The sequence below is a fragment of the Phycicoccus avicenniae genome, from assembly GCF_018139485.1.
GTDB classification, from domain to species: domain Bacteria; phylum Actinomycetota; class Actinomycetes; order Actinomycetales; family Dermatophilaceae; genus Phycicoccus; species Phycicoccus avicenniae.
Genome location: NZ_JAGSNF010000015.1, coordinates 19,683 through 38,406, shown reverse-complemented (window position 1 = coordinate 38,406; position 18,724 = coordinate 19,683). Strand labels below are relative to the sequence as shown.

Sequence of the window (18,724 nt, the reverse complement as noted above, 5' to 3'; positions counted from 1 at the left end):
CTGACCGATGCGCGCCCACGAGGCCGGGGTCCTGCACGCCGAGGGCTACGGCGGACCCCCGCTCTACCTCCCGACGCCCGGTGACGTCTCCGAGCTCATCCCCATCCTGTGGGGCCGCTCGGTCACCCGCGACGAGCAGGGCCGACTCTGCGTCGCCGGGCTCGACGTCGACACGATCGCCCGGCGCCACGGCACCGCCGCGTACGTCATGGACGAGGCCGACTTCCGCGCCCGCGCCTCCGGCTTCCGCGACGCCTTCGCCGGGGCGTTCGACCGGTTCGGCGGCGCCGACGTCTACTACGCCGGCAAGGCCTTCCTCTGCACCGCCGTCGCCCGCTGGGTGGCCGAGGAGGGGCTCGCTCTCGACGTGTGCACCGGCGGCGAGCTCGCCGTCGCCCGCCGGGTCGGCTTCCCGGGGGAGCGGCTCGCGTTCCACGGCAACAACAAGACCGTCGACGAGCTGCGCGCCGCGCTCGAGTACGGCGTCGGGCGCATCGTCGTCGACTCCTTCCACGAGATCGACCGGGTGCTCGCCGTCGCGGCCGAGCTCGGCGTCGTCGCGCCCGTCATGGTCCGCGTCACCGTCGGCGTCGAGGCGCACACCCACGAGTTCATCGCGACCGGGCACGAGGACCAGAAGTTCGGCTTCAGCCTCGCCGGGGGACAGGCCGCCGAGGCCGCCCGCCGGCTGCTCGCCCGCCCCGACGCCGTCCGCCTCCTCGGGCTGCACAGCCACATCGGCAGCCAGATCTTCGACACCGGCGGCTTCGAGGCGGCGATCCACCGGCTCGTCGGGCTCCAGGCCGAGATCGAGGAGGAGCACGGCGTCGAGCTGCCCGAGGTCGACCTCGGCGGCGGCTACGGCATCGCGTACACCTCCCAGCACACCCCGCTCGGTCCCGAGACGCTCGCCGACGCGATGGCCGACATCGTCGAGCGCGAGTTCACAGTCCTCGGCGACGGCGACAACCGCCGCGTCCCCAAGGTGTCGATCGAGCCCGGCCGCGCCATCGTCGGCCCCGGCACGTTCACCCTCTACGAGGTGGGGACCGTCAAGCCGGTCGACCTCGGCGGCGGCCGCACCCGCACGTACGTGTCCGTCGACGGCGGGATGAGCGACAACGCCCGCCCCGCGCTCTACGAGGCCGACTACTCGTGCAGCCTCGCCAACCGCACGAGCGACGCCGAGCCGATGCAGGTGCGCGTCGTCGGGCGGCACTGCGAGAGCGGGGACATCGTCGTCCTCGACGAGTACCTGCCGAGCGACCTGCGCCCCGGTGACCTGCTCGCCGTCCCCGGCACCGGCGCCTACTGCCGCAGCCTGTCCAGCCAGTACAACCACACCCCGCGGCCCCCCGTCGTCGTCGTCCGCGAGGGCGAGAGCCGGGTCGTCGTCCGTCGTGAGACGATCGACGACCTGCTCGCCCTCGACGTGGCCGACGCCTGAGCCCGACCCACGAGGAGACACCTTCCCGATGGCCAACGAACCCGGTGCCCCCCTGCGCGTCGCGCTGCTCGGCTGCGGAGTCGTCGGGTCGTCCGTCGCCCGGATGCTCGTCGAGCAGGCGGACGACTTCGCCGCCCGCGCCGGCGCCCCGCTCGAGATCGTCGGCATCGCCGTCCGCCGCCCGCAGCGGCCCCGGCCGGACGTCCCCGTCGACCCCGCGCTCTTCACCGCCGACGCCGAGGACCTCGTGACCCGGGCGGACATCGTCATCGAGGTCATCGGTGGCATCGACCCCGCCCGCGGCCTCATCCTCCGCGCGCTCGAGCACGGCGCGTCCGTCGTCTCGGCGAACAAGGCGCTCGTCGCCGAGGACGGCCCGACGCTCTTCGAGGCCGCGACCGCGCACGGCGTCGACCTGTCCTACGAGGCCGCCGTCGCCGGCGCCATCCCGATCCTCCGCCCGGTCCAGGAGTCGCTCGCCGGCGACCACGTCCGCAAGGTCATGGGCATCGTCAACGGCACGACGAACTTCGTCCTCGACGCGATGGACGTCTCCGGCTCCGGTTTCTCCGAGACCGTCGAGCAGGCGCAGGCCCTCGGGTACGCCGAGGCCGACCCGACCGCCGACGTCGAGGGCTTCGACGCCGCCGCGAAGGCCGCCATCCTCGCGAGCCTCGCCTTCCACACCCGCGTCTCCGCCGCCGACGTCCATCGCGAGGGCATCACCGAGGTCGGCGCCGCCGACATCGCCGCCGCCCGCGAGAACGACTGCGTCGTCAAGCTGCTCGCCATCTGCGAGCGGGTCACCGCCGACGGCCAGGACGCCGTGAGCGTCCGCGTCCACCCGGCGATGGTTCCGCGCTCGCACCCGCTCGCCAGCGTCCGCGAGGCGTTCAACGCCGTCTTCGTCGAGGCCGACGCCGCCGGCGAGCTGATGTTCTACGGCCGCGGCGCGGGGGGAGACCCCACCGCGTCGGCCGTCCTCGGTGACGTCGTCGCCGCCGCCCGGCACCGGGTCGCCGGCGGCCACGGCCCGCGCGAGTCCGCGTACGCCGACCTGCCCGTCGTCGACATGGGCCAGGCCGTCACGCGGTACCACATCAGCCTCGACGTGGCCGACCGCCCGGGCGTCCTCGCCCAGGTCGCGGCGGTCTTCGCCGAGCAGGGGGTGTCCATCGAGACGGTGCGTCAGCAGCCCGGGCCGGAGGGCGAGGACCGGGCGCGGCTCATCGTCGTGACGCACCGGGCGACCGACGCCGCGCTGTCCGCGACGGTGACGGCGCTCGCGGCGCTGGAGTCGGTCGCGGCCGTCGCGTCCGTCATGCGCGTGGAAGGGGCCTGACATGGCACACCAGTGGCGCGGGGTCATCCGCGAGTACGCCGAGCGGCTGCCGAGCCTCGCCGGGGCGCCGGTCGTCACCCTCCACGAGGGCGGCACCCCGCTCATCCCGTGCGAAGGGCTGTCCGAGCGCACCGGGGCCAACGTCCTCGTCAAGTACGAGGGGCTCAACCCGACGGCGTCGTTCAAGGACCGGGGGATGACGGCGGCGATCTCGGCGGCCAAGCTCGCCGGCGCCAAGGCCGTCATCTGCGCGAGCACCGGCAACACCTCCGCCTCCGCCGCCGCGTACGCCGTCAAGGCCGGGATGACGTGCGCCGTCCTCGTGCCCGACGGCAAGATCGCGATGGGCAAGCTGAGCCAGGCCATCGCCCACGGCGCCCAGCTCATCCAGGTCGAGGGGAACTTCGACGACTGCCTCACCGTCGCCCGCAAGCTCGCCGAGTCCTACCCCGTCGACCTCGTGAACTCCGTCAACCCGGCGCGGATCGAGGGGCAGAAGACGGCGGCCTTCGAGGTCGTCGACGCGCTCGGCGACGCCCCCGACATCCACGTCCTTCCCGTCGGCAACGCCGGCAACATCACCGCGTACTGGCGCGGGTACACGGAGTACGCGACGACGACGCCCGGGGTGGACGGGGTGGAGCTCGCTGCTGTCGCGACCCGGCGCCCGCAGATGTGGGGCTTCCAGGCCGCCGGCGCCGCGCCGATCGTCCTCGGCCACCCCGTCGACGAGCCGGAGACGGTCGCGACGGCCATCCGGATCGGCAACCCCGCGTCGTGGAAGCAGGCCGAGGCCGCCCGCGACGAGTCCGGCGGGACCATCGACTCCGTGACCGACGAGGAGATCCTCGAGGCGCACCGGCTGCTGTCCTCGACCGAGGGCGTCTTCGTCGAGCCCGGGTCGGCGGCGAGCATCGCCGGCCTGGTCAAGATGTCCCGCGCCGGCCGGGTGCCGGCCGACGCGACGGTCGTCTGCACCGTCACCGGGCACGGCCTCAAGGACCCGCAGTGGGCGCTGCGCACCGCCGACGGCGCGGACGTCGAGCCGGTCCGCGTGCCCGTCGACGCCTACTCGGTCGCGACGGCGCTGGGGCTCGAGGGGTGAGCGTCGTGCTGCGTCCCGGGGTCGCCGTCCAGGTGCGGGTCCCGGCGAGCAGCGCGAACCTCGGCCCGGGGTTCGACTCCGTCGGCTGCGCCCTCGGGGTGTGGGACGTCTGCCGGGCGGTCGTGACCGAGGAGCCCGGCCTCGTCGTCGAGGTCAGTGGCGAGGGGGAGGGGGCGGTCCCGCTCGACGAGACCCACCTCGTCCACCGGGCGATGCGCGCGGCGTGGTCGGAGATCGGCGTCGAGCCGCCGGCCGGGCTGCGCCTGTCCTGCGAGAACGCGGTGCCGCACGGGCGGGGGATGGGGTCGTCGGCGACGGCCATCGTCACGGGGATCGTCGCCGCCTTCGCCCTCGTCGACGTGTCGTCGGGGGAGTGGTCGGGCGACGTCGACCGGGACCGGGCGAACAGCCTCGCGGCCCGGCTCGAGGGGCACCCGGACAACGCCTCGGCGAGCGTCTACGGGGGCGTCACGCTGTCGTGGACCGAGGGCGAGCGGACGACGACGGTGCACCTGCCGGTGCACCCCGACGTCGAGCCGGTCGTCTTCGCGCCGGACGTCCAGCTGTCGACGGCACGCGCGAGGTCCGTCCTGCCGCAGCAGGTCCGGCTCGCCGACGCCGCCTCCAACTCGGCGCGGGCGGCGCTCTTCGCGTACGCCGTCGGGGCCGCACCCGAGCACCTCGTCGAGGCGACCCGGGACTGGCTGCACCAGGAGGCGCGGCGCGGATCCTACCCCGAGTCGATGGCGCTCGTCGACGCGCTCCGGGCGGCCGGGCACGCGGCGGCGATCTCCGGCGCCGGGCCGTCCGTCCTCGTCCTCGCCGCGCGCGACCGGGTCGAGGACGTGCGGGCGCACGGCGACGACCGCTGGCGCGTGCACACCCCCGGCATCCCGGCGTGCGGGGCCGAGGTCGAGGTGCTCGCCGGGGGCTGAACGGCCGATCCCGTTGACCTTCCTCGGGTTCCGGGCCCGTCGGTGGTACGGTTGAGGGGCGCCCGCAGCCGATGCCGGGCCCCAGGCCCGTTGCCTGCGGCGGAGCGCTCCCCACACCTCAGGGTTTGACGACGTGGCCGATCACGGCTGCTCGGACCGGGTGTGGCCTCTTCCAGCCAGACCGGCGTGTTCGCCGGTCCACGAGCGAGGGGAAGGATCCTTCGTGACAGACACCACCATCGAGACGTCGGCGCCCGCCGGCCAGCGCCGCTCCGGAGCACTCTCCGCGATGCGCCTCGCCGAGCTGCAGGGCCTTGCGTCGAGCATGGGCATCACCGGCACGGCGAAGATGCGCAAGGGCGACCTCGTCACCGCCATCCGCGCCCGGCAGAACGGCGAGAGCGGCCCCGCCGCCTCGACCAAGGCCGCCGAGGCCCCCGCGCCGCGCGCCGAGCAGCCCGCCCTCACCGAGAACGGTGCCGGCGGCGAGGCCCGCGAGTCCCGTCAGGACGACGGCGGCCGGCGCAGCCGCGACCGCGGCCGGGGCGACGGCGAGAACGGCCGGGCCCGCGACGACCATGGCGGGCGCGAGAAGAACCGCGACCAGCAGGGTCGTGAGGATCGGGGGAACGACCGCGGGGACTCCTCCCGCGACGACCGCGACGAGCAGAACCGCGACCGCGGTGAGCGTGGGGACCGTGGCGACCGGAACGACCGCGGCGAGCGGAACCGCGACCGCGGGAACGACCAGGGCGGCAACCAGAACCAGGGCGGCAACCGCGACCAGGGCAACCGCAACGACCGGAACGACCGCAACGACGACGAGGACGGCGGCGGCCGCGGCCGGCGGCGTCGCAACCGCGGGCGCAACCGCGACAAGCGCCGCGAGAACCAGGGCGGCGGCGGCCAGAACCAGGGCGGCGGCCAGAACGACGGCGAGATCCAGGTCCGCGAGGACGACGTGCTCGTCCCCGTCGCCGGCATCCTCGACATCCTCGACAACTACGCGTTCGTCCGCACGACCGGCTACCTGCCGGGCGGCAGCGACATCTACGTCCCGATGCAGGTCGTCAAGCGCAGCGGGCTGCGCAAGGGCGACGCCGTCACCGGGTCGATCAAGGCGGCGCGCGACGGCGAGGAGCCGCAGCAGCAGACCGTCGGCTCGCGGAACAACCGCCAGAAGTACACCCCGCTCGCCAAGCTCGAGACGGTCAACGGGATGTCGGTCGACGACGCCCGCCGCCGCCCCGAGTTCGGCAAGCTGACCCCGCTCTACCCGCAGGACCGCCTGCGGCTGGAGACCGAGGGCAGCATCATCACGACGCGGATCATCGACCTCGTCGCCCCCATCGGCAAGGGCCAGCGCGGGCTCATCGTCGCCCCGGCCAAGGCCGGCAAGACGATGGTCATGCAGTCCGTCGCGAACGCCATCACGACGAACAACCCCGAGTGCCACCTCATGGTCGTCCTCGTCGACGAGCGTCCCGAGGAGGTCACCGACATGCAGCGGGCCGTCAAGGGCGAGGTCATCTCCTCGACCTTCGACCGTCCGGCCGACGACCACACGACGGTCGCCGAGCTCGCGATCGAGCGGGCCAAGCGCCTCGTCGAGATGGGCCACGACGTCGTCGTGCTCCTCGACTCGATCACCAAGCTCGGCCGCGCCTACAACCTCGCCGCCCCGGCGAGCGGGCGCATCCTCTCCGGTGGTGTCGACTCGGCCGCGCTCTACCCGCCGAAGAAGTTCTTCGGTGCGGCGCGCAACATCGAGAACGGCGGCTCGCTCACCATCCTCGCGACGGCGCTCGTCGAGACCGGCTCGCGGATGGACGAGGTGATCTTCGAGGAGTTCAAGGGCACCGGCAACATGGAGCTCAAGCTCGACCGTGGCCTGGCCAACCGCCGGATCTTCCCCGCGGTCGACGTCAACAACTCGGGCACGCGCCGCGAGGAGATCCTCCTCGCCCCCGAGGAGCTGAAGATCATGTGGAAGCTGCGCCGGGTGCTCGCCGCGCTCGACAGCCAGCAGGGCATCGAGCTGCTCCTGGACCGCCTGAAGAAGACGAAGAACAACTACGAGTTCCTCATGCAGGTGCAGCAGACGAGCTCGATCAAGCTCGACGACGAGGACGAGTGACGAGCGCCTCACCGCTCGAGTGACCGGAACACGCCGCCTGCGACTTTCGCGGGCGGCGTGTTCCGTTGCCCCGGATCCTCGCGCGGCGCCGGGTCGCGGGGGTCAGCGCTGCGGACCGAGCTCGAGGCGGCGGCGCAGCTCGGTGCGGCCCTCGTCGGAGTCCGGCAGGTCCCACCACGACTCGACCCACCACGTCGCACCGGCCTCGCGCCAGGGCTCGACCGGTGGCCGGACGTCGCCGAAGTCGCCGTGGCTGTCGCCCTCGACGACGACGTCGTAGCCGTCCATCGTGTGGCCCGCCTCGGCCCGCAGCGCCGCGATGCGGTCGACGACCTCGCGCAGGGTGCTGGGCGTGAGCCGGGACCCCGGGTCGTCCACAGTGCCGCCGACCACGGCCGGCAGCACGCCCTGCCACCGGGCCGCCCGTTCGAGCGACCGCTGCCGGTCCACGCCGGGGACGAGCGCCCCGACGCACCACACCGGCGGGTGCGGGCGCTGGACCGGCGGGGGAGGGGCGAGCATCTCGACGGGCCGGGCGGTCCAGTGCTCGCCGGAGAACTCGAACGGTCCGCCGCCGAGCAGCCCGGCGTAGACGGCCAGCCCCTCGTCGACCTTCGCCGCCCGGACCCCGCGTCCCTCGTCCGGCTCGAAGGCGAGCCAGTTGTCGTGGAGCGCCCCGAGCCCGACGCCGAGCGTGACCCGGCCGTCGGACAGCCGGTCGACCGACCCCACCCGGCTCGCGAGGTCCCACGGCCGGTACCGGGACACCGGGGTGATGAGCGTGCCGAGCCGGATGCGCTCGGTGACCGTCGCGGCGGCGGCGAGCGTCGCCCACGCGTCCTGCGCCCAGACCGCCTCCCAGGTGAGCACCATGTCCCACCCGGAGTCCTCGGCGATCCGGGCCAGGTCGACGAACTGCTTCTCGGACACGAACGGCAGGACGGCTCCGAACCTCATGACGCGCGACGGTAGCGGCCTCCACCGACAGGCCACCCGGTCGCGGTGAGCGGGTGATGGGCCGCTCGGCCGTTCGGGTGGAGCGACGGGCGATCCGTGGACGGGGCGGGCCGCGGCCTCACTACGTTCACGAGCAGCGGCGCCCGTCCGGCGCCGGACCCGAGAGGAGCGCCCGATGCTCACCGACCCGACCGCCCGCCCCGACACCTGCGACCTCACCTCCGTCCTCGTGCGGGTCGTGGAGTCGCTGCGTCCCGTCGCGACCGCGCGCGGGGTGCAGCTGAGCCTCGAGCTCGGGTCGGGTGACCTCGCCGTCCCCGGGGTCGAGCGGTACGTCCACGACGCCGTCCTCGACGTCGCCGGACAGGCCGTGTCGACGTGCGCCTCCGGTACGGCCGTCGTCCTCGACCTCCACCGCACCGACCACGGCGTCGCGCTCGACATCGTCGACACCGGCTCCGGCACGCACGCCGACCGCGCCGACACGCGGGCGATGGCGCTCGCGGTCGAGTCCTACGGCGGGCAGGTCAACGTCGCCTCCGTCGAGGGTGTCGGGACCTCCGTGCGGATCTGGTGGCCGGTGCCCGTCGCCGCTCCCGCGCGCCGTCACCTCAGCGCCGTCTGAGGGTCGCTCGTGCCCCCTTCGGCGGGAATGCCGGGGGAGGGGCCGCCGTTTAGGTCACCGTGTGCCTGCTCTGGCACACTTGACCGCTGGACCGGTTCACGGCACAGACGCGTTTCCTGAGCGACCTCCCCACGAGGGTCGCAGGCGGGGCGCCACAGGGTTTGCAGCACGGTGCTGGGCCCGCCGACCCGGGGACATCCAAGGAGAGAATCGTGAAGAAGGACATCCACCCCGCGTACGGGGAGACCACCGTCACCTGCACGTGCGGCAACACGTTCACCACGCGCAGCACGGCGGAGAACGGCGTCATCCACGCCGACGTCTGCTCGGCCTGCCACCCGTTCTACACGGGCAAGCAGAAGATCCTCGACACCGGTGGCCGCGTGGCCCGGTTCGAGGCCCGCTACGGCAAGAAGGCCGCCAAGTAGCACCCCCGATGCGCCGGTCCACCCCTGCGGGTGGGCCGGCGCATCGTCGTCTGCCGGCGGGCGGCAGGACGGGTCACGGGGCGTCGGCGCCTCGCGGTCATCGAGACAAGGGAACGTCCCGCGACACACGACAACCGTTCCCTTGTCTCACCGGACATTTCGGGGTGACCCCGAAATGTGGAGACGGATGAGGTGGGAGGAGGAGGTCGGATGCTCGAGTCCGCCGAGGCGCTCGTCGCCGAGCACGCCGCCCTGGAGCGGGAGATGGCCGACCCCGCCGTCGCGCCCGACCCGGACCGCCTGCGCGAGGTCAACCGCCGCTACGCCGCCCTCGGGCCGGTCGTCGCCGGGCACCGCGCCTGGACCGCCGCGCGTGACGACCTCGACGCCGCCCGCGAGCTCGCCGCCGAGGACCCCGCGTTCGCCGACGAGCTGCCCGCCCTCGAGGACGCCGTCACCGCCGCCGAGGACCGGCTGCGCCGGCTGCTCGTCCCCCGCGACCCGGAGGACGACCGCGACGTCATCCTCGAGGTCAAGGCGGGGGAGGGCGGCGCCGAGTCGGCCCTCTTCGCCGGTGACCTGCTGCGGATGTACCTGCGCTTCGCCGAGCGCCGCGGCTGGCGCACCGAGGTCCTCGACGCGACCGAGGCCGAGCTCGGCGGCTACAAGGACGTCCGCGTCTCCGTGAAGTCCCGCGGCACGCCCCAGCCCGGCGAGGCGCCGTGGGCCCTGCTGAAGTACGAGGGCGGCGTGCACCGCGTCCAGCGCGTGCCGGTCACCGAGAGCCAGGGCCGCATCCACACCTCCGCCGCCGGCGTCTGGGTCATGCCGGAGGCCGAGGAGGTCGAGGTGAGCATCGACCCGAACGACCTGCGCATCGACGTCTTCCGCTCCAGCGGCCCCGGCGGCCAGAGCGTCAACACGACCGACTCCGCGGTCCGCATCACCCACCTCCCGACCGGCGTCGTCGTCTCGTGCCAGAACGAGAAGTCCCAGCTGCAGAACCGCGAGGCCGCCCTGCGGGTGCTGCGCGCGCGGCTGCACCGGATGGCGATGGACGAGCGCAACGCCGCCGACGCCACCGCCCGGGCGAGCCAGGTCCGCACCGTCGACCGGTCCGAGCGCATCCGCACGTACAACTTCCCCGAGAACCGGATCAGCGACCACCGCACCGGCTACAAGGCGCACGCCCTCGACGGCGTCCTCGACGGCGACCTCGACGCCGTCGTCACCTCGGCCGTCGACGCCGACGAGGCCGCGAAGCTCGCCGCGCTCGCGGACCGATGACCGGCCTGACCGATGAGCGACACCGACCGATGAGCAGCACCGACCGATGACCGCCGCTGACCGCCCGACGCTCGCCGCCGCCGTCACCGGCGCCCGCGCCACGCTCGCCGCGGCAGGCATCGCCTCTCCGCACGTCGACGCCGTCGAGCTCGCGGCCTTCGTCCTCGACACCGACGCGGGGGACGTCCGGCGCCGGATGGTCATGCGCGACCCGGTCGATCCCGCGTTCCTCGACACCCTCGACCGGCTCGTCGAGGCCCGTGGCTCCCGCGTCCCGCTCCAGCACCTCACCGGGCGGGCGTACTTCCGCCGGCTCACCCTCGCCGTCGGTCCCGGTGTCTTCGTGCCCCGCCCCGAGACGGAGGTGACGGCGCAGCACGCCATCGACGCCGCCCGCGCCGCCGGCGACCACCCCGTCGTCGTCGACCTCTGCACCGGCTCGGGTGCCCTCGCCCTCGCCGTCGCCGACGAGGTCCCGGGAGCCGACGTCCACGCCGTCGAGCTGAGCCCCGAAGCCCATGCCTGGGCCACGCGCAACGTCGGCGACCTCCCCCTGCGCGTCGACCTCCGGCTCGGCGACGCGACGACCGCCTTCCCCGAGCTCGAGGGCACCGTCGACGTCGTCGTGAGCAACCCGCCCTACATCCCCGACGGCGCCACCCCGGTCGACCCCGAGGTCCGCGACCACGACCCCGAGGTCGCGCTCTACGGTCGCTCGGCCGACGGGCTCGCCGTCCCGCTCGCCGTCGCCGCCCGGGCCGCGGTCCTCCTGCGTCCCGGCGGCGTCCTCGTGATGGAGCACGCCGACGCCCAGGGCGAGTCCCTGCCCACCGCGCTGCGGGCGACGGGGGAGTGGACCGACGTCGTCGACCACCGGGACCTCACCGGGCGGCCTCGGTCGGTCCGCGCCGTCCGCCGCTGACGTCGGGCGGCGGCGCGTCGGCGTCAGGCGGGCTCCGCGCCGCGGCCGCCGCACAGCCCGCACATCTGTCCGTCCCGCCACCCCGACCCGTGGCAGTACGAGCAGGGCCGGTACGAGCCGCCGGACCCCTTCCCCGCCCGGGCACCGCGCCCCGTCACCGTGAGGAACAGCCACGAGACGAGCCCTGCGCCGAGCAGGGCGACCCACGCGAGGACGGCGGTCGTCGTCGTCACGACGTCGGTGGCCACGAGCGCCACCGTCGCCCCGAGCGTCAGCAGGGCGTGCCACCACGGCCGCAGCAGCACCCGGACGACGAACAGCACGAGACGGGCGGCGACGGCCGCGAGGAACAGCAGGAGCAGGAGCAGCAGCCCCGCCGCGACGAGGAACCCGACGGGCCCCAGGATCGGCTGCCAGAACTCGAGGCTCCCCGCGTCGTCCATGCTGCACCGTAGGACCGCCGCCCGCCGCCGCGGCAGACCCTGCCCGCCATCCGGGCGGCACCCGGCGGCCCGACCGCGTCGCGCGGGTGTCGTGGGGCGAGCCGACGACGCCCCGCCGCCGACCGAGTCCTAGGCTGGGCCACCATGAGCCCGGTCTTCGACTGCACCACCGAGGCGGGTCGCTCCGAGGCCGTCACCAAGACGGCCGAGGGCGTCCGGCGCGGTGCCCTCGTCGTCCTCCCCACCGACACCGTCTACGGCATCGGCGCCGACGCGTTCGACGGCGAGGCCGTCAAGGCCCTCCTCGCCGCGAAGGGCCGCGGCCCGGACATGCCGCCGCCGGTCCTCGTCCCGGAGGCGCGCACCATCGACGGCCTCGCGACGCAGGTCCCGGCCTACGCCCGCGCCCTCGTCGAGGAGTTCTGGCCCGGGCCGCTCACCCTCGTCCTCCAGGCCCAGCCCTCGCTCGTGTGGGACCTCGGCGAGACCGGCGGGACCGTCGCGCTGCGGATGCCCGACGACGAGGTCGCCCTCGAGGTCCTGCGCGCCGTCGGCCCGATGGCCGTGAGCAGCGCCAACCGGCACGGGTACCCCTCGAGCCGGACGGTGCTCGACGCCGCCAGCCAGCTCGGCGCCGCCGTCGAGTTCTACCTCGACGGCGGGCCGTCCACCGGCGGCCTCGCGTCGACGATCGTCGACTGCACCCGGGACGAGCCGGTCGTCCTGCGCCTCGGGGCCCTGTCCGAGGAGGACGTCATGGCCGTCGTGGAGCGCAGCCGCGCCGACGCCCTACAGTTGTCGGACGCCGACGACGGCCCTGCCGACGACGACCCCGCCGCCGAGACCGACGACGGGACGCGCGCCGCGGCCGACGACGCCGCCGCCGACAGCCAGACCGACGCCGGCACCCAGACCGACGCCCAGACCGACAGCGGTGCCGAGACCGACGCACCGACCCAGGACGAGCCGCGGGAGACCTCCACCGATGAGTGACACGTTCTACGGATCCGACTTCGCCGCGCTCGAGGCGTTCGACCCCGACATCGCCGGCGTCCTCACCGCCGAGCTCGGCCGCATCCGCGGGGGTCTGCAGCTCATCGCGAGCGAGAACCTCTCCAGCCCCGAGGTCCTCACCGCGCTCGGCTCGACGCTGTCGAACAAGTACGCCGAGGGCTACCCCGGCCGCCGGTACTACGGCGGCTGCGCCGAGGTCGACGTCGCCGAGAACCTCGCGATCGAGCGGTGCAAGGCCCTCTTCGGCGCCGACCACGCGAACGTCCAGCCGCACTCCGGCGCGAGCGCGAACCAGGCCGTCTACGGCGCCTTCCTCAAGCCGGGCGAGACGATCCTCGCGATGAGCCTGCCGCACGGCGGGCACCTCACCCACGGCACGAAGGTCTCGTTCTCCGGCAAGTGGTTCGACGCCGTCCACTACGGCGTCGACAAGGACACCGAGGACGTCGACTACGACGAGGTCGAGCGGCTCGCCAAGGAGCACCGGCCCAAGGTCATCCTCGCCGGCGGCTCCGCCATCCCGCGACAGATCGACTTCGCCCGCTTCCGGGCCATCGCCGACGAGGTCGGGGCGGTCTTCTGGGTCGACGCCGCGCACTTCATCGGCCTCGTCGCCGGCAAGGCCATCCCGAGCCCGGTCCCGCACGCCGACGTCGTCTCCTTCACGACGCACAAGGTGCTGCGCGGCCCGCGCTCCGGGGCGATCGTCTGCCGCGAGGAGCACCGCGCCGCGATCGACAAGGCCGTCTTCCCGATGATGCAGGGCGGTCCGCAGATGCACACGATCGCGGCGAAGGCCGTGAACTTCAAGGAGTGCGCGACGCCCGAGTACGCCGCGTACACCGAGCAGGTCGTGACGAACGCCCGCGCGCTCGCGGCCGCGCTCGGCGAGAAGGGCATCCGCCCGACGACCGGCGGCACGGACACCCACCTGAGCCTGCACGACCTCCAGGGCGTCGGGGTCACCGGCGTCGACGCCGAGGCCCGCTCGGACGCCGCCGGCATCACGCTGAACAAGAACGCGATCCCGTTCGACCCGCAGAAGCCGAACATCGCCTCCGGCATCCGCGTCGGCACCCCGTGCGTCACGACGCAGGGGATGGGCGAGGAGCAGATGCAGCGGATCGGCGAGCTCATCGCCCGCGCCGTCGTCGACGGGGACGCCGACCCGGAGCACGCGGTGAGCCGCGAGGTCCGCGCCGGGGTCACCGAGCTCGTCGAGGCCTTCCCGGCCTACCCGCGCCCCGCCTGACCGACCGTCACCACAGCCCGTGACCGACCCCCACCCCCGCGACGGACGCCCGGGCCAGGCGCCCCTGCTCGCGCGGCTCAACCGGCGGGGGTTCCGGCTCGTCATGCTCCTGGACGGCCTCGCCGTCCTCGGGCTCATGGTCGGCTCGATGCTCTGGCGTTTCGGCACGCCGCCGTGGTCGGTCTACACGCTCTCGCAGTACGCGACGTCGTTCGCCGTCTCGACGCTCATCTTCCTCAGCGCCTTCTACTTCGGCGGCCTCTACGAGCGTGAGCCCCGGCTCGGCGGCGCCGCCGGCCTGCTGCCGCGCGCGGCCCGGCTCTCGCTCGCCGCGGGCAGCTTCGTCGCCCTGCTCAACCTCGCCCTCAGCGGCCTGGCGCGCCAGCGCGGCTCGCTCATCGGTCGGGCGCTGCCCTTCCCGATCGGCAACCTCGTCATCGTCATCGTCCTCGCGGCGCTCGCCGTGGCCCTCAACCGGGCGATCGTCCAGACGCTGCGGACCCGGCGGGAGGGCCACCCCCGGGTCGTCCTCGCGGGTCGGCCCGAGGACATCGCGCTCGCCCGCCAGCACGTCGCGGTCAACGGCTCGGACCTCCAGGTCGTCGCCGAGGTCGACGAGCCGCACTCCGTCGTCGACGTCGTCGAACGCACCGGCGCCACCGACGTCCTGCTCCTCACCGGGGCCTGGCTGGACGACTGGTACCCGCGGACCATCGGACGTCTCGACGCGGCCGGCGTCACGGTGCTGCTGCGCGTGGGCGGCCGCGAGACCCTCTTCGGGCTGCACCGGCTGCGGGAGGTCGCGGGGCTGCCGTTCGTCCTCCTCATGCCGCAGACGATGGCCTCGTCGCAGCGGCACTTCAAGCGGCTCTTCGACCTCTTCCTCGTCATCGTCACCGCCCCCGTGTGGCTGCTCATCCTCGCGGGCGTCGCGGTGCACCAGCTCGTCGTCGTCGGGGCGCCGCTCATCTACCAGCAGACCCGCGTCGGTGTCGGCGGCAGCACCTTCGAGATGGTGAAGTTCCGCACGATGCGGACCGACGCCGAGGCCGCCGGGGGAGCGCAGCTGTCGAGCCACGGCGACCCCCGGGTCATCCCCGCGTGCCGCTGGGTGCGGGCGACCCGGGCCGACGAGCTGCCGCAGATCCTCCACATCGTCACCGGACGGATGTCGGTCGTCGGCCCGCGCCCCGAGCGTCCCGAGCTCACGGCGGGGTTCGAGCAGGAGATCGCCGGGTACACGAGGCGGCACGAGGTGCCCCCCGGTCTCACCGGACTGGCACAGATCCACGGTCGGTACCACACTGACGCGGAGTACAAGCTGGGCTACGACCTCCAGTACCTCGTCAACTGGTCCCCGGTCCTGGACCTGGAGATCATCGCCCGGACGATCTGGGTCGTGCTCGCCCGCCGGGTGTGACCCGTGAGGGCACCCCGAGTCCGTCGCACGACCGCGCCGTTGCCGCCCGAACGGCGCTTGTGATAGTTTTCACAAGACGTTCCCCGACCTCCGAGGAAGCCATCCCATGAGCCTCGCCGCCGCGGCCCGGACGCCCGTCGCCTCGATGCGACGCCACGTCCTCGTCGTCGGTCTGCCCGGCATCGCGCTGGCCGGTCTCGTCGGGCTCCTCCTCGGCTCGCCGCAGGCCGCGCTGTCCGCCGCCGCGGGGGCGTTCCTCGTCTTCGTCGTCATGCTCGCCGGCCTGCTCGGCATCACGAGCGTCGTCCAGGGGCCCGTCGGCCTCAGCTTGGCCGGCGCCGCGATCGTCTACATCGGCCAGCTCGTCCTCGTGCTCGCGGCCATCGCCGTCCTCGAGAACGCCGCCTGGCTCGCCGGCACCGCGGTCGCGCTCGGCGGGGTCACCGAGGGCCTGCTCGTCGTCGGCGCCCAGGTCCTCGGTTTCGTCCGCGCGCGGCACGGCTTCGACGACGCGGTGATGGAGGCCCGATGAGCGAGCGCCACCTCTCCGACGCCGAGCACCGGCAGGGCCCGAGCGAGTTCGTCTCGGCCGACGCCATGGGCGCCACGGCCGTCGCCTACCTCGTCACGGGCCCGATGGTCTTCGGCGGTCTCGGGCTGCTCGCCGACCACCTGCTGGGCATCCGGGGGCTCGTCGTCCTCGGGATCCTGGGCGGGATGGCGCTGTCCGTCTACACGATCTGGCTCAGGTACGGTATGACCGGTACCGACCCGCAGGGCTCCGACGAGTCCCGGGCCGACACGACCCATGAGGAGACCTTGTGAGCATGGCCGCTGCCCTCGGGGGCCTGGCGACCCTGTCCACCGCGAGCGGTGACAGCTTCGAGACCCCCACGCCCGCCATCTTCTACCTCCCGATCATCGGTGAGGGCGACTGGGCCATCACCGAGCAGATGTTCTGGGGCGGCGTCTCCGTCCTGCTGCTGTCGCTCGTCATGGTCCGCCTGTCCGCGAAGGCGGCCGTGGTCCCGACCAAGGGCCAGTGGATGATGGAGGGCTTCTACAACTTCGCGCGCAACGGCATCGCCCGCGACATGATCGGCAGCAAGGACTTCCTCAGGTTCGTCCCACTGCTCTTCACGCTCTTCGCGCTCATCCTCCTCAACAACCTCTTCGGCATCCTGCCGCCGGTGATGAACCCGACGACCGGCCGGATCGGCTTCCCGATCGCCTTCACCGTCGTCGTCTACGTCGTCTACCACTGGGTCGGGATCAGCCGGAAGGGCCTCGGCGGCTACCTCGCCGGGCTCGTCCCGCCGGGCCTGCCGGGCTGGATCAAGGGCCCGATCTGGGTGCTGGAGTTCATCACCTTCTTCATCACCCGGCCGCTCACCCTCGCCCTGCGGCTCTTCGGCAACATGTTCGCCGGCCACATGCTCATCGTGCTGTTCGTGAGCGCCGGCGCCTACTTCCTCACCCAGGGCATCGTCTTCCAGCTGCTGTCCGTGCCGACCTTCATCATGGCGGCCGCGATGGTGCTCTTCGAGGGCCTGGTCCAGTTCCTCCAGGCCTACGTCTTCACCCTGCTCGCCGCGAGCTACATCGCGGGCGCGGTCGCCGACGACCACTGAGCAGGAACCACCCCACAACTTCATACGCCCATCACACGCCCGCGACGGACGAGCCGGCGCGGACCACAAGAAAGAGGACATCACGGTGTTCGGAAACCTCTCCCTCGTCGGCTACGGCCTCGCGACCATCGGCCCGGCCATCGCCGTCGGCCTGATCTTCGCCGCCTACATCAGCGGTGTCGCCCGCCAGCCGGAGGCCCGCCCGCTGCTCCAGCCGATCGCGATCCTCGGGTTCGCGCTCGCCGAGGCCCTCGCCATCTTCGGCCTGGTCCTCTACTTCGTGCCGATCCGCTGACCCTCTTCGCCCACCCGTCCCACCGGCACTAGGAGTCACTCGTGCACATCACCGCAGCGTCCTCCCTCGCCGCCCTGCCCATGGCGAGCGGCGAGGAGAAGTTGCCGCTCATCCCGCACATCCCGGAGCTCATCTTCGGGTTCGTGATGCTCGGGATCCTCTACGCCGTCGTCGCCAAGAAGGTCGTCCCGAACCTGGAGCGGGCCTACGAGGAGCGCCGTGCGGCCATCGAGGGCGGGATGGAGCAGGCCGAGCAGGCCCAGACCGAGGCCCGCGAGGCCCTCGAGAAGTACACGGCCCAGCTCGCCGAGGCCCGCGCCGAGGCGAACGAGATCCGCGAGACCGCCCGTGAGCAGGGCGCCCAGATCGTCACGGAGATGCGTGCCCAGGCCCAGGCCGAGGCGACCCGCATCACCGAGGCGGCCAAGCGCCAGGTCGAGGCCGAGCGGCAGCAGGCCGTCGTCCAGCTCCGCACCGAGGTCGGGACCCTCTCGACCGCGCTCGCGAGCAAGATCGTCGGCGAGTCGCTCGAGGACGAGGTGCGCCAGAAGGGCATCGTCGACCGGTTCCTCACCGAGCTCGAGTCCGGCGACGTCCGTCCGGAGAAGGTCACGACGACCGGGCAGGACTCCTGATGCGTGGCTCGTCCCGCGGCGCCGCCCGCGCGTCCCAGGAGGCCTTCGACGCCGCCCTGGCCGGCAGCGCGGACGGCACCACCCTCGCCGAGGAGCTCTTCGCGGTGACGTCCGTCGTCGACGGCAACGCCTCGCTGCGCCGGGCCCTCGCCGACCCCTCCCGGGACGGCGAGGCCAAGGCAGGGCTGGCCCGGTCGCTCTTCGGCGGTCGTGTCGGCCAGGCGACGAGCGACCTCGTCGCGACCGTCGCCGGGCAGCGGTGGGCCGCCGAGCGCGACATGTCCGACACCCTCGAGAGCCTGGCCGTCCAGGCCCTCCTGGCGAACGCCGAGGGCACCGGCCGCATCGACCGGGTCGAGGACGAGCTGTTCCGTTTCGAGCGGATCGTCGCCGCCGACCCCGCGCTGCGCGACACCCTCTCGAGCCGCAACACCGACGCCGACGGCAAGGCCGGGCTGGTGCGCACCCTCCTCGAGAGCAAGGCGGCGCCGGAGACGGTCCGCCTCGCCGAGCAGGCCGTCCGCGTGCCCCGCGGCCGCCGGCTCGACCGGGTCATGGAGGCCTACCTCGAGCTCGCGTCCCGGCGGCGCGACGAGCTCACGGCGCTCGTCACCGTCGCCGCGCCGCTCGAGGAGCAGCAGTCGGCCCGGCTGCGCAGCGCGCTCGAGAAGCACTACGGCAAGGCCGTCACCCTCCAGGTCGTCCAGGACCCCACGGTCATGGGCGGCATCCGGGTCCAGGTCGGCGACGAGGTCGTCGACGGGACCGTGCTCCGGCGCCTCGAGGAGGCCCGGCGGCACGTCACCGGGGGCTGACCCGGACGGCCGTCACGGCCACAACTGCACACGC

At 73.5% G+C, this 18,724-nt stretch carries 20 protein-coding genes; 18 read left to right on the top strand and 2 right to left on the bottom strand.

Going from position 1 to position 18,724, the window contains the following annotated elements; all coding sequences use genetic code 11:
* Positions 1-7 precede the first annotated feature (7 nt).
* From lysA to rho, 5 genes are all read left to right on the top strand, one after another.
* Complete coding sequence (gene lysA / locus KC207_RS10610) at positions 8-1,447, top strand: diaminopimelate decarboxylase (protein ID WP_211603002.1); 1,440 nt, start codon at positions 8-10, stop codon at positions 1,445-1,447.
* A gap of 28 nt (positions 1,448-1,475) precedes the next feature.
* A complete protein-coding gene (locus tag KC207_RS10605; RefSeq protein WP_211603001.1) occupies positions 1,476-2,789 on the top strand; it encodes a homoserine dehydrogenase in 1,314 nt (437 codons plus the stop codon).
* A 1-nt stretch (position 2,790) separates the two neighbouring features.
* Entirely contained in the window at positions 2,791-3,894 is a 1,104-nt protein-coding gene (gene thrC / locus KC207_RS10600; protein WP_211603000.1) for a threonine synthase, read from the top strand.
* Positions 3,891-4,829: a homoserine kinase gene (thrB, locus tag KC207_RS10595; RefSeq protein WP_211602999.1), complete on the top strand. Its 939-nt coding sequence runs from the start codon at positions 3,891-3,893 to the stop codon at positions 4,827-4,829. Before thrC ends, thrB begins: the two co-directional genes overlap by 4 nt.
* A 223-nt stretch (positions 4,830-5,052) precedes the next feature.
* The gene (gene rho, locus KC207_RS10590) at positions 5,053-6,966 is read left to right on the top strand and encodes a transcription termination factor Rho (protein WP_249138689.1); all 1,914 of its coding nucleotides are present in this window, start codon (positions 5,053-5,055) and stop codon (positions 6,964-6,966) included.
* Positions 6,967-7,068: 102 nt separating this feature from the next.
* On the opposite strand, the gene KC207_RS10585 is transcribed toward rho, so the two are convergent.
* A complete protein-coding gene (locus tag KC207_RS10585) occupies positions 7,069-7,923 on the bottom strand; it encodes an LLM class flavin-dependent oxidoreductase (RefSeq protein WP_211602998.1) in 855 nt (284 codons plus the stop codon).
* Positions 7,924-8,098: 175 nt separating this feature from the next.
* On the opposite strand from KC207_RS10585, the gene KC207_RS10580 reads away from it, so the two are divergent.
* The 4 genes from KC207_RS10580 (at position 8,099) to prmC (ending at position 11,185) form a co-directional block, all read left to right on the top strand.
* Complete coding sequence (locus tag KC207_RS10580) at positions 8,099-8,548, top strand: sensor histidine kinase family protein (RefSeq protein ID WP_211602997.1); 450 nt, start codon at positions 8,099-8,101, stop codon at positions 8,546-8,548.
* A 212-nt stretch (positions 8,549-8,760) separates the two neighbouring features.
* The gene (gene rpmE / locus KC207_RS10575; protein ID WP_211602996.1) at positions 8,761-8,976 is read left to right on the top strand and encodes a 50S ribosomal protein L31; all 216 of its coding nucleotides are present in this window, start codon (positions 8,761-8,763) and stop codon (positions 8,974-8,976) included.
* 210 nt (positions 8,977-9,186) lie between these two features.
* Positions 9,187-10,263 carry a peptide chain release factor 1 gene (gene prfA, locus KC207_RS10570; protein WP_211602995.1) on the top strand — a complete coding sequence of 359 codons (1,077 nt, stop codon included), beginning with the start codon at positions 9,187-9,189 and terminating at the stop codon, positions 10,261-10,263.
* Between the two features lie 46 nt (positions 10,264-10,309).
* Positions 10,310-11,185 carry a peptide chain release factor N(5)-glutamine methyltransferase gene (prmC, locus tag KC207_RS10565; protein ID WP_211602994.1) on the top strand — a complete coding sequence of 292 codons (876 nt, stop codon included), beginning with the start codon at positions 10,310-10,312 and terminating at the stop codon, positions 11,183-11,185.
* Positions 11,186-11,208: 23 nt separating this feature from the next.
* Here the strand turns inward: prmC and KC207_RS10560 are convergent, their stop codons facing one another.
* Entirely contained in the window at positions 11,209-11,628 is a 420-nt protein-coding gene (locus KC207_RS10560; protein ID WP_211602993.1) for a hypothetical protein, read from the bottom strand.
* A 144-nt stretch (positions 11,629-11,772) separates the two neighbouring features.
* Here KC207_RS10560 and KC207_RS10555 point away from each other — a divergent pair, with 144 nt between their 5' ends.
* The 9 genes from KC207_RS10555 to KC207_RS10515 all read left to right on the top strand — a co-directional run bounded on the left by KC207_RS10555 (position 11,773) and on the right by KC207_RS10515 (position 18,690).
* Positions 11,773-12,621: an L-threonylcarbamoyladenylate synthase gene (locus KC207_RS10555; protein WP_211602992.1), complete on the top strand. Its 849-nt coding sequence runs from the start codon at positions 11,773-11,775 to the stop codon at positions 12,619-12,621.
* Positions 12,614-13,894 (top strand): serine hydroxymethyltransferase, encoded by a 1,281-nt coding sequence (gene glyA, locus KC207_RS10550; protein ID WP_211602991.1) that lies wholly within the window; start codon positions 12,614-12,616, stop codon positions 13,892-13,894. Before KC207_RS10555 ends, glyA begins: the two co-directional genes overlap by 8 nt.
* Before the next feature lie 19 nt (positions 13,895-13,913).
* Positions 13,914-15,314: a sugar transferase gene (locus KC207_RS10545; protein WP_211602990.1), complete on the top strand. Its 1,401-nt coding sequence runs from the start codon at positions 13,914-13,916 to the stop codon at positions 15,312-15,314.
* A gap of 106 nt (positions 15,315-15,420) precedes the next feature.
* Positions 15,421-15,846: a hypothetical protein gene (locus KC207_RS10540; RefSeq protein ID WP_211602989.1), complete on the top strand. Its 426-nt coding sequence runs from the start codon at positions 15,421-15,423 to the stop codon at positions 15,844-15,846.
* A complete protein-coding gene (locus KC207_RS10535; RefSeq protein WP_211602988.1) occupies positions 15,843-16,139 on the top strand; it encodes a hypothetical protein in 297 nt (98 codons plus the stop codon). Before KC207_RS10540 ends, KC207_RS10535 begins: the two co-directional genes overlap by 4 nt.
* Positions 16,140-16,141: 2 nt before the next feature.
* On the top strand, positions 16,142-16,945 hold the full coding sequence (gene atpB, locus KC207_RS10530) for a F0F1 ATP synthase subunit A (RefSeq protein WP_211602987.1): 804 nt from the start codon (positions 16,142-16,144) through the stop codon (positions 16,943-16,945).
* A 79-nt stretch (positions 16,946-17,024) separates the two neighbouring features.
* Entirely contained in the window at positions 17,025-17,240 is a 216-nt protein-coding gene (locus KC207_RS10525) for an ATP synthase subunit C family protein (RefSeq protein ID WP_211603181.1), read from the top strand.
* Between the two features lie 80 nt (positions 17,241-17,320).
* Positions 17,321-17,875, top strand: a complete 555-nt coding sequence (locus tag KC207_RS10520) for a F0F1 ATP synthase subunit B (RefSeq protein WP_211603180.1) — start codon at positions 17,321-17,323, stop codon at positions 17,873-17,875.
* The gene (locus tag KC207_RS10515; RefSeq protein WP_211602986.1) at positions 17,875-18,690 is read left to right on the top strand and encodes a F0F1 ATP synthase subunit delta; all 816 of its coding nucleotides are present in this window, start codon (positions 17,875-17,877) and stop codon (positions 18,688-18,690) included. The genes KC207_RS10520 and KC207_RS10515 overlap by 1 nt, the downstream gene beginning before the upstream one ends.
* Positions 18,691-18,724: the final 34 nt, after the last annotated feature.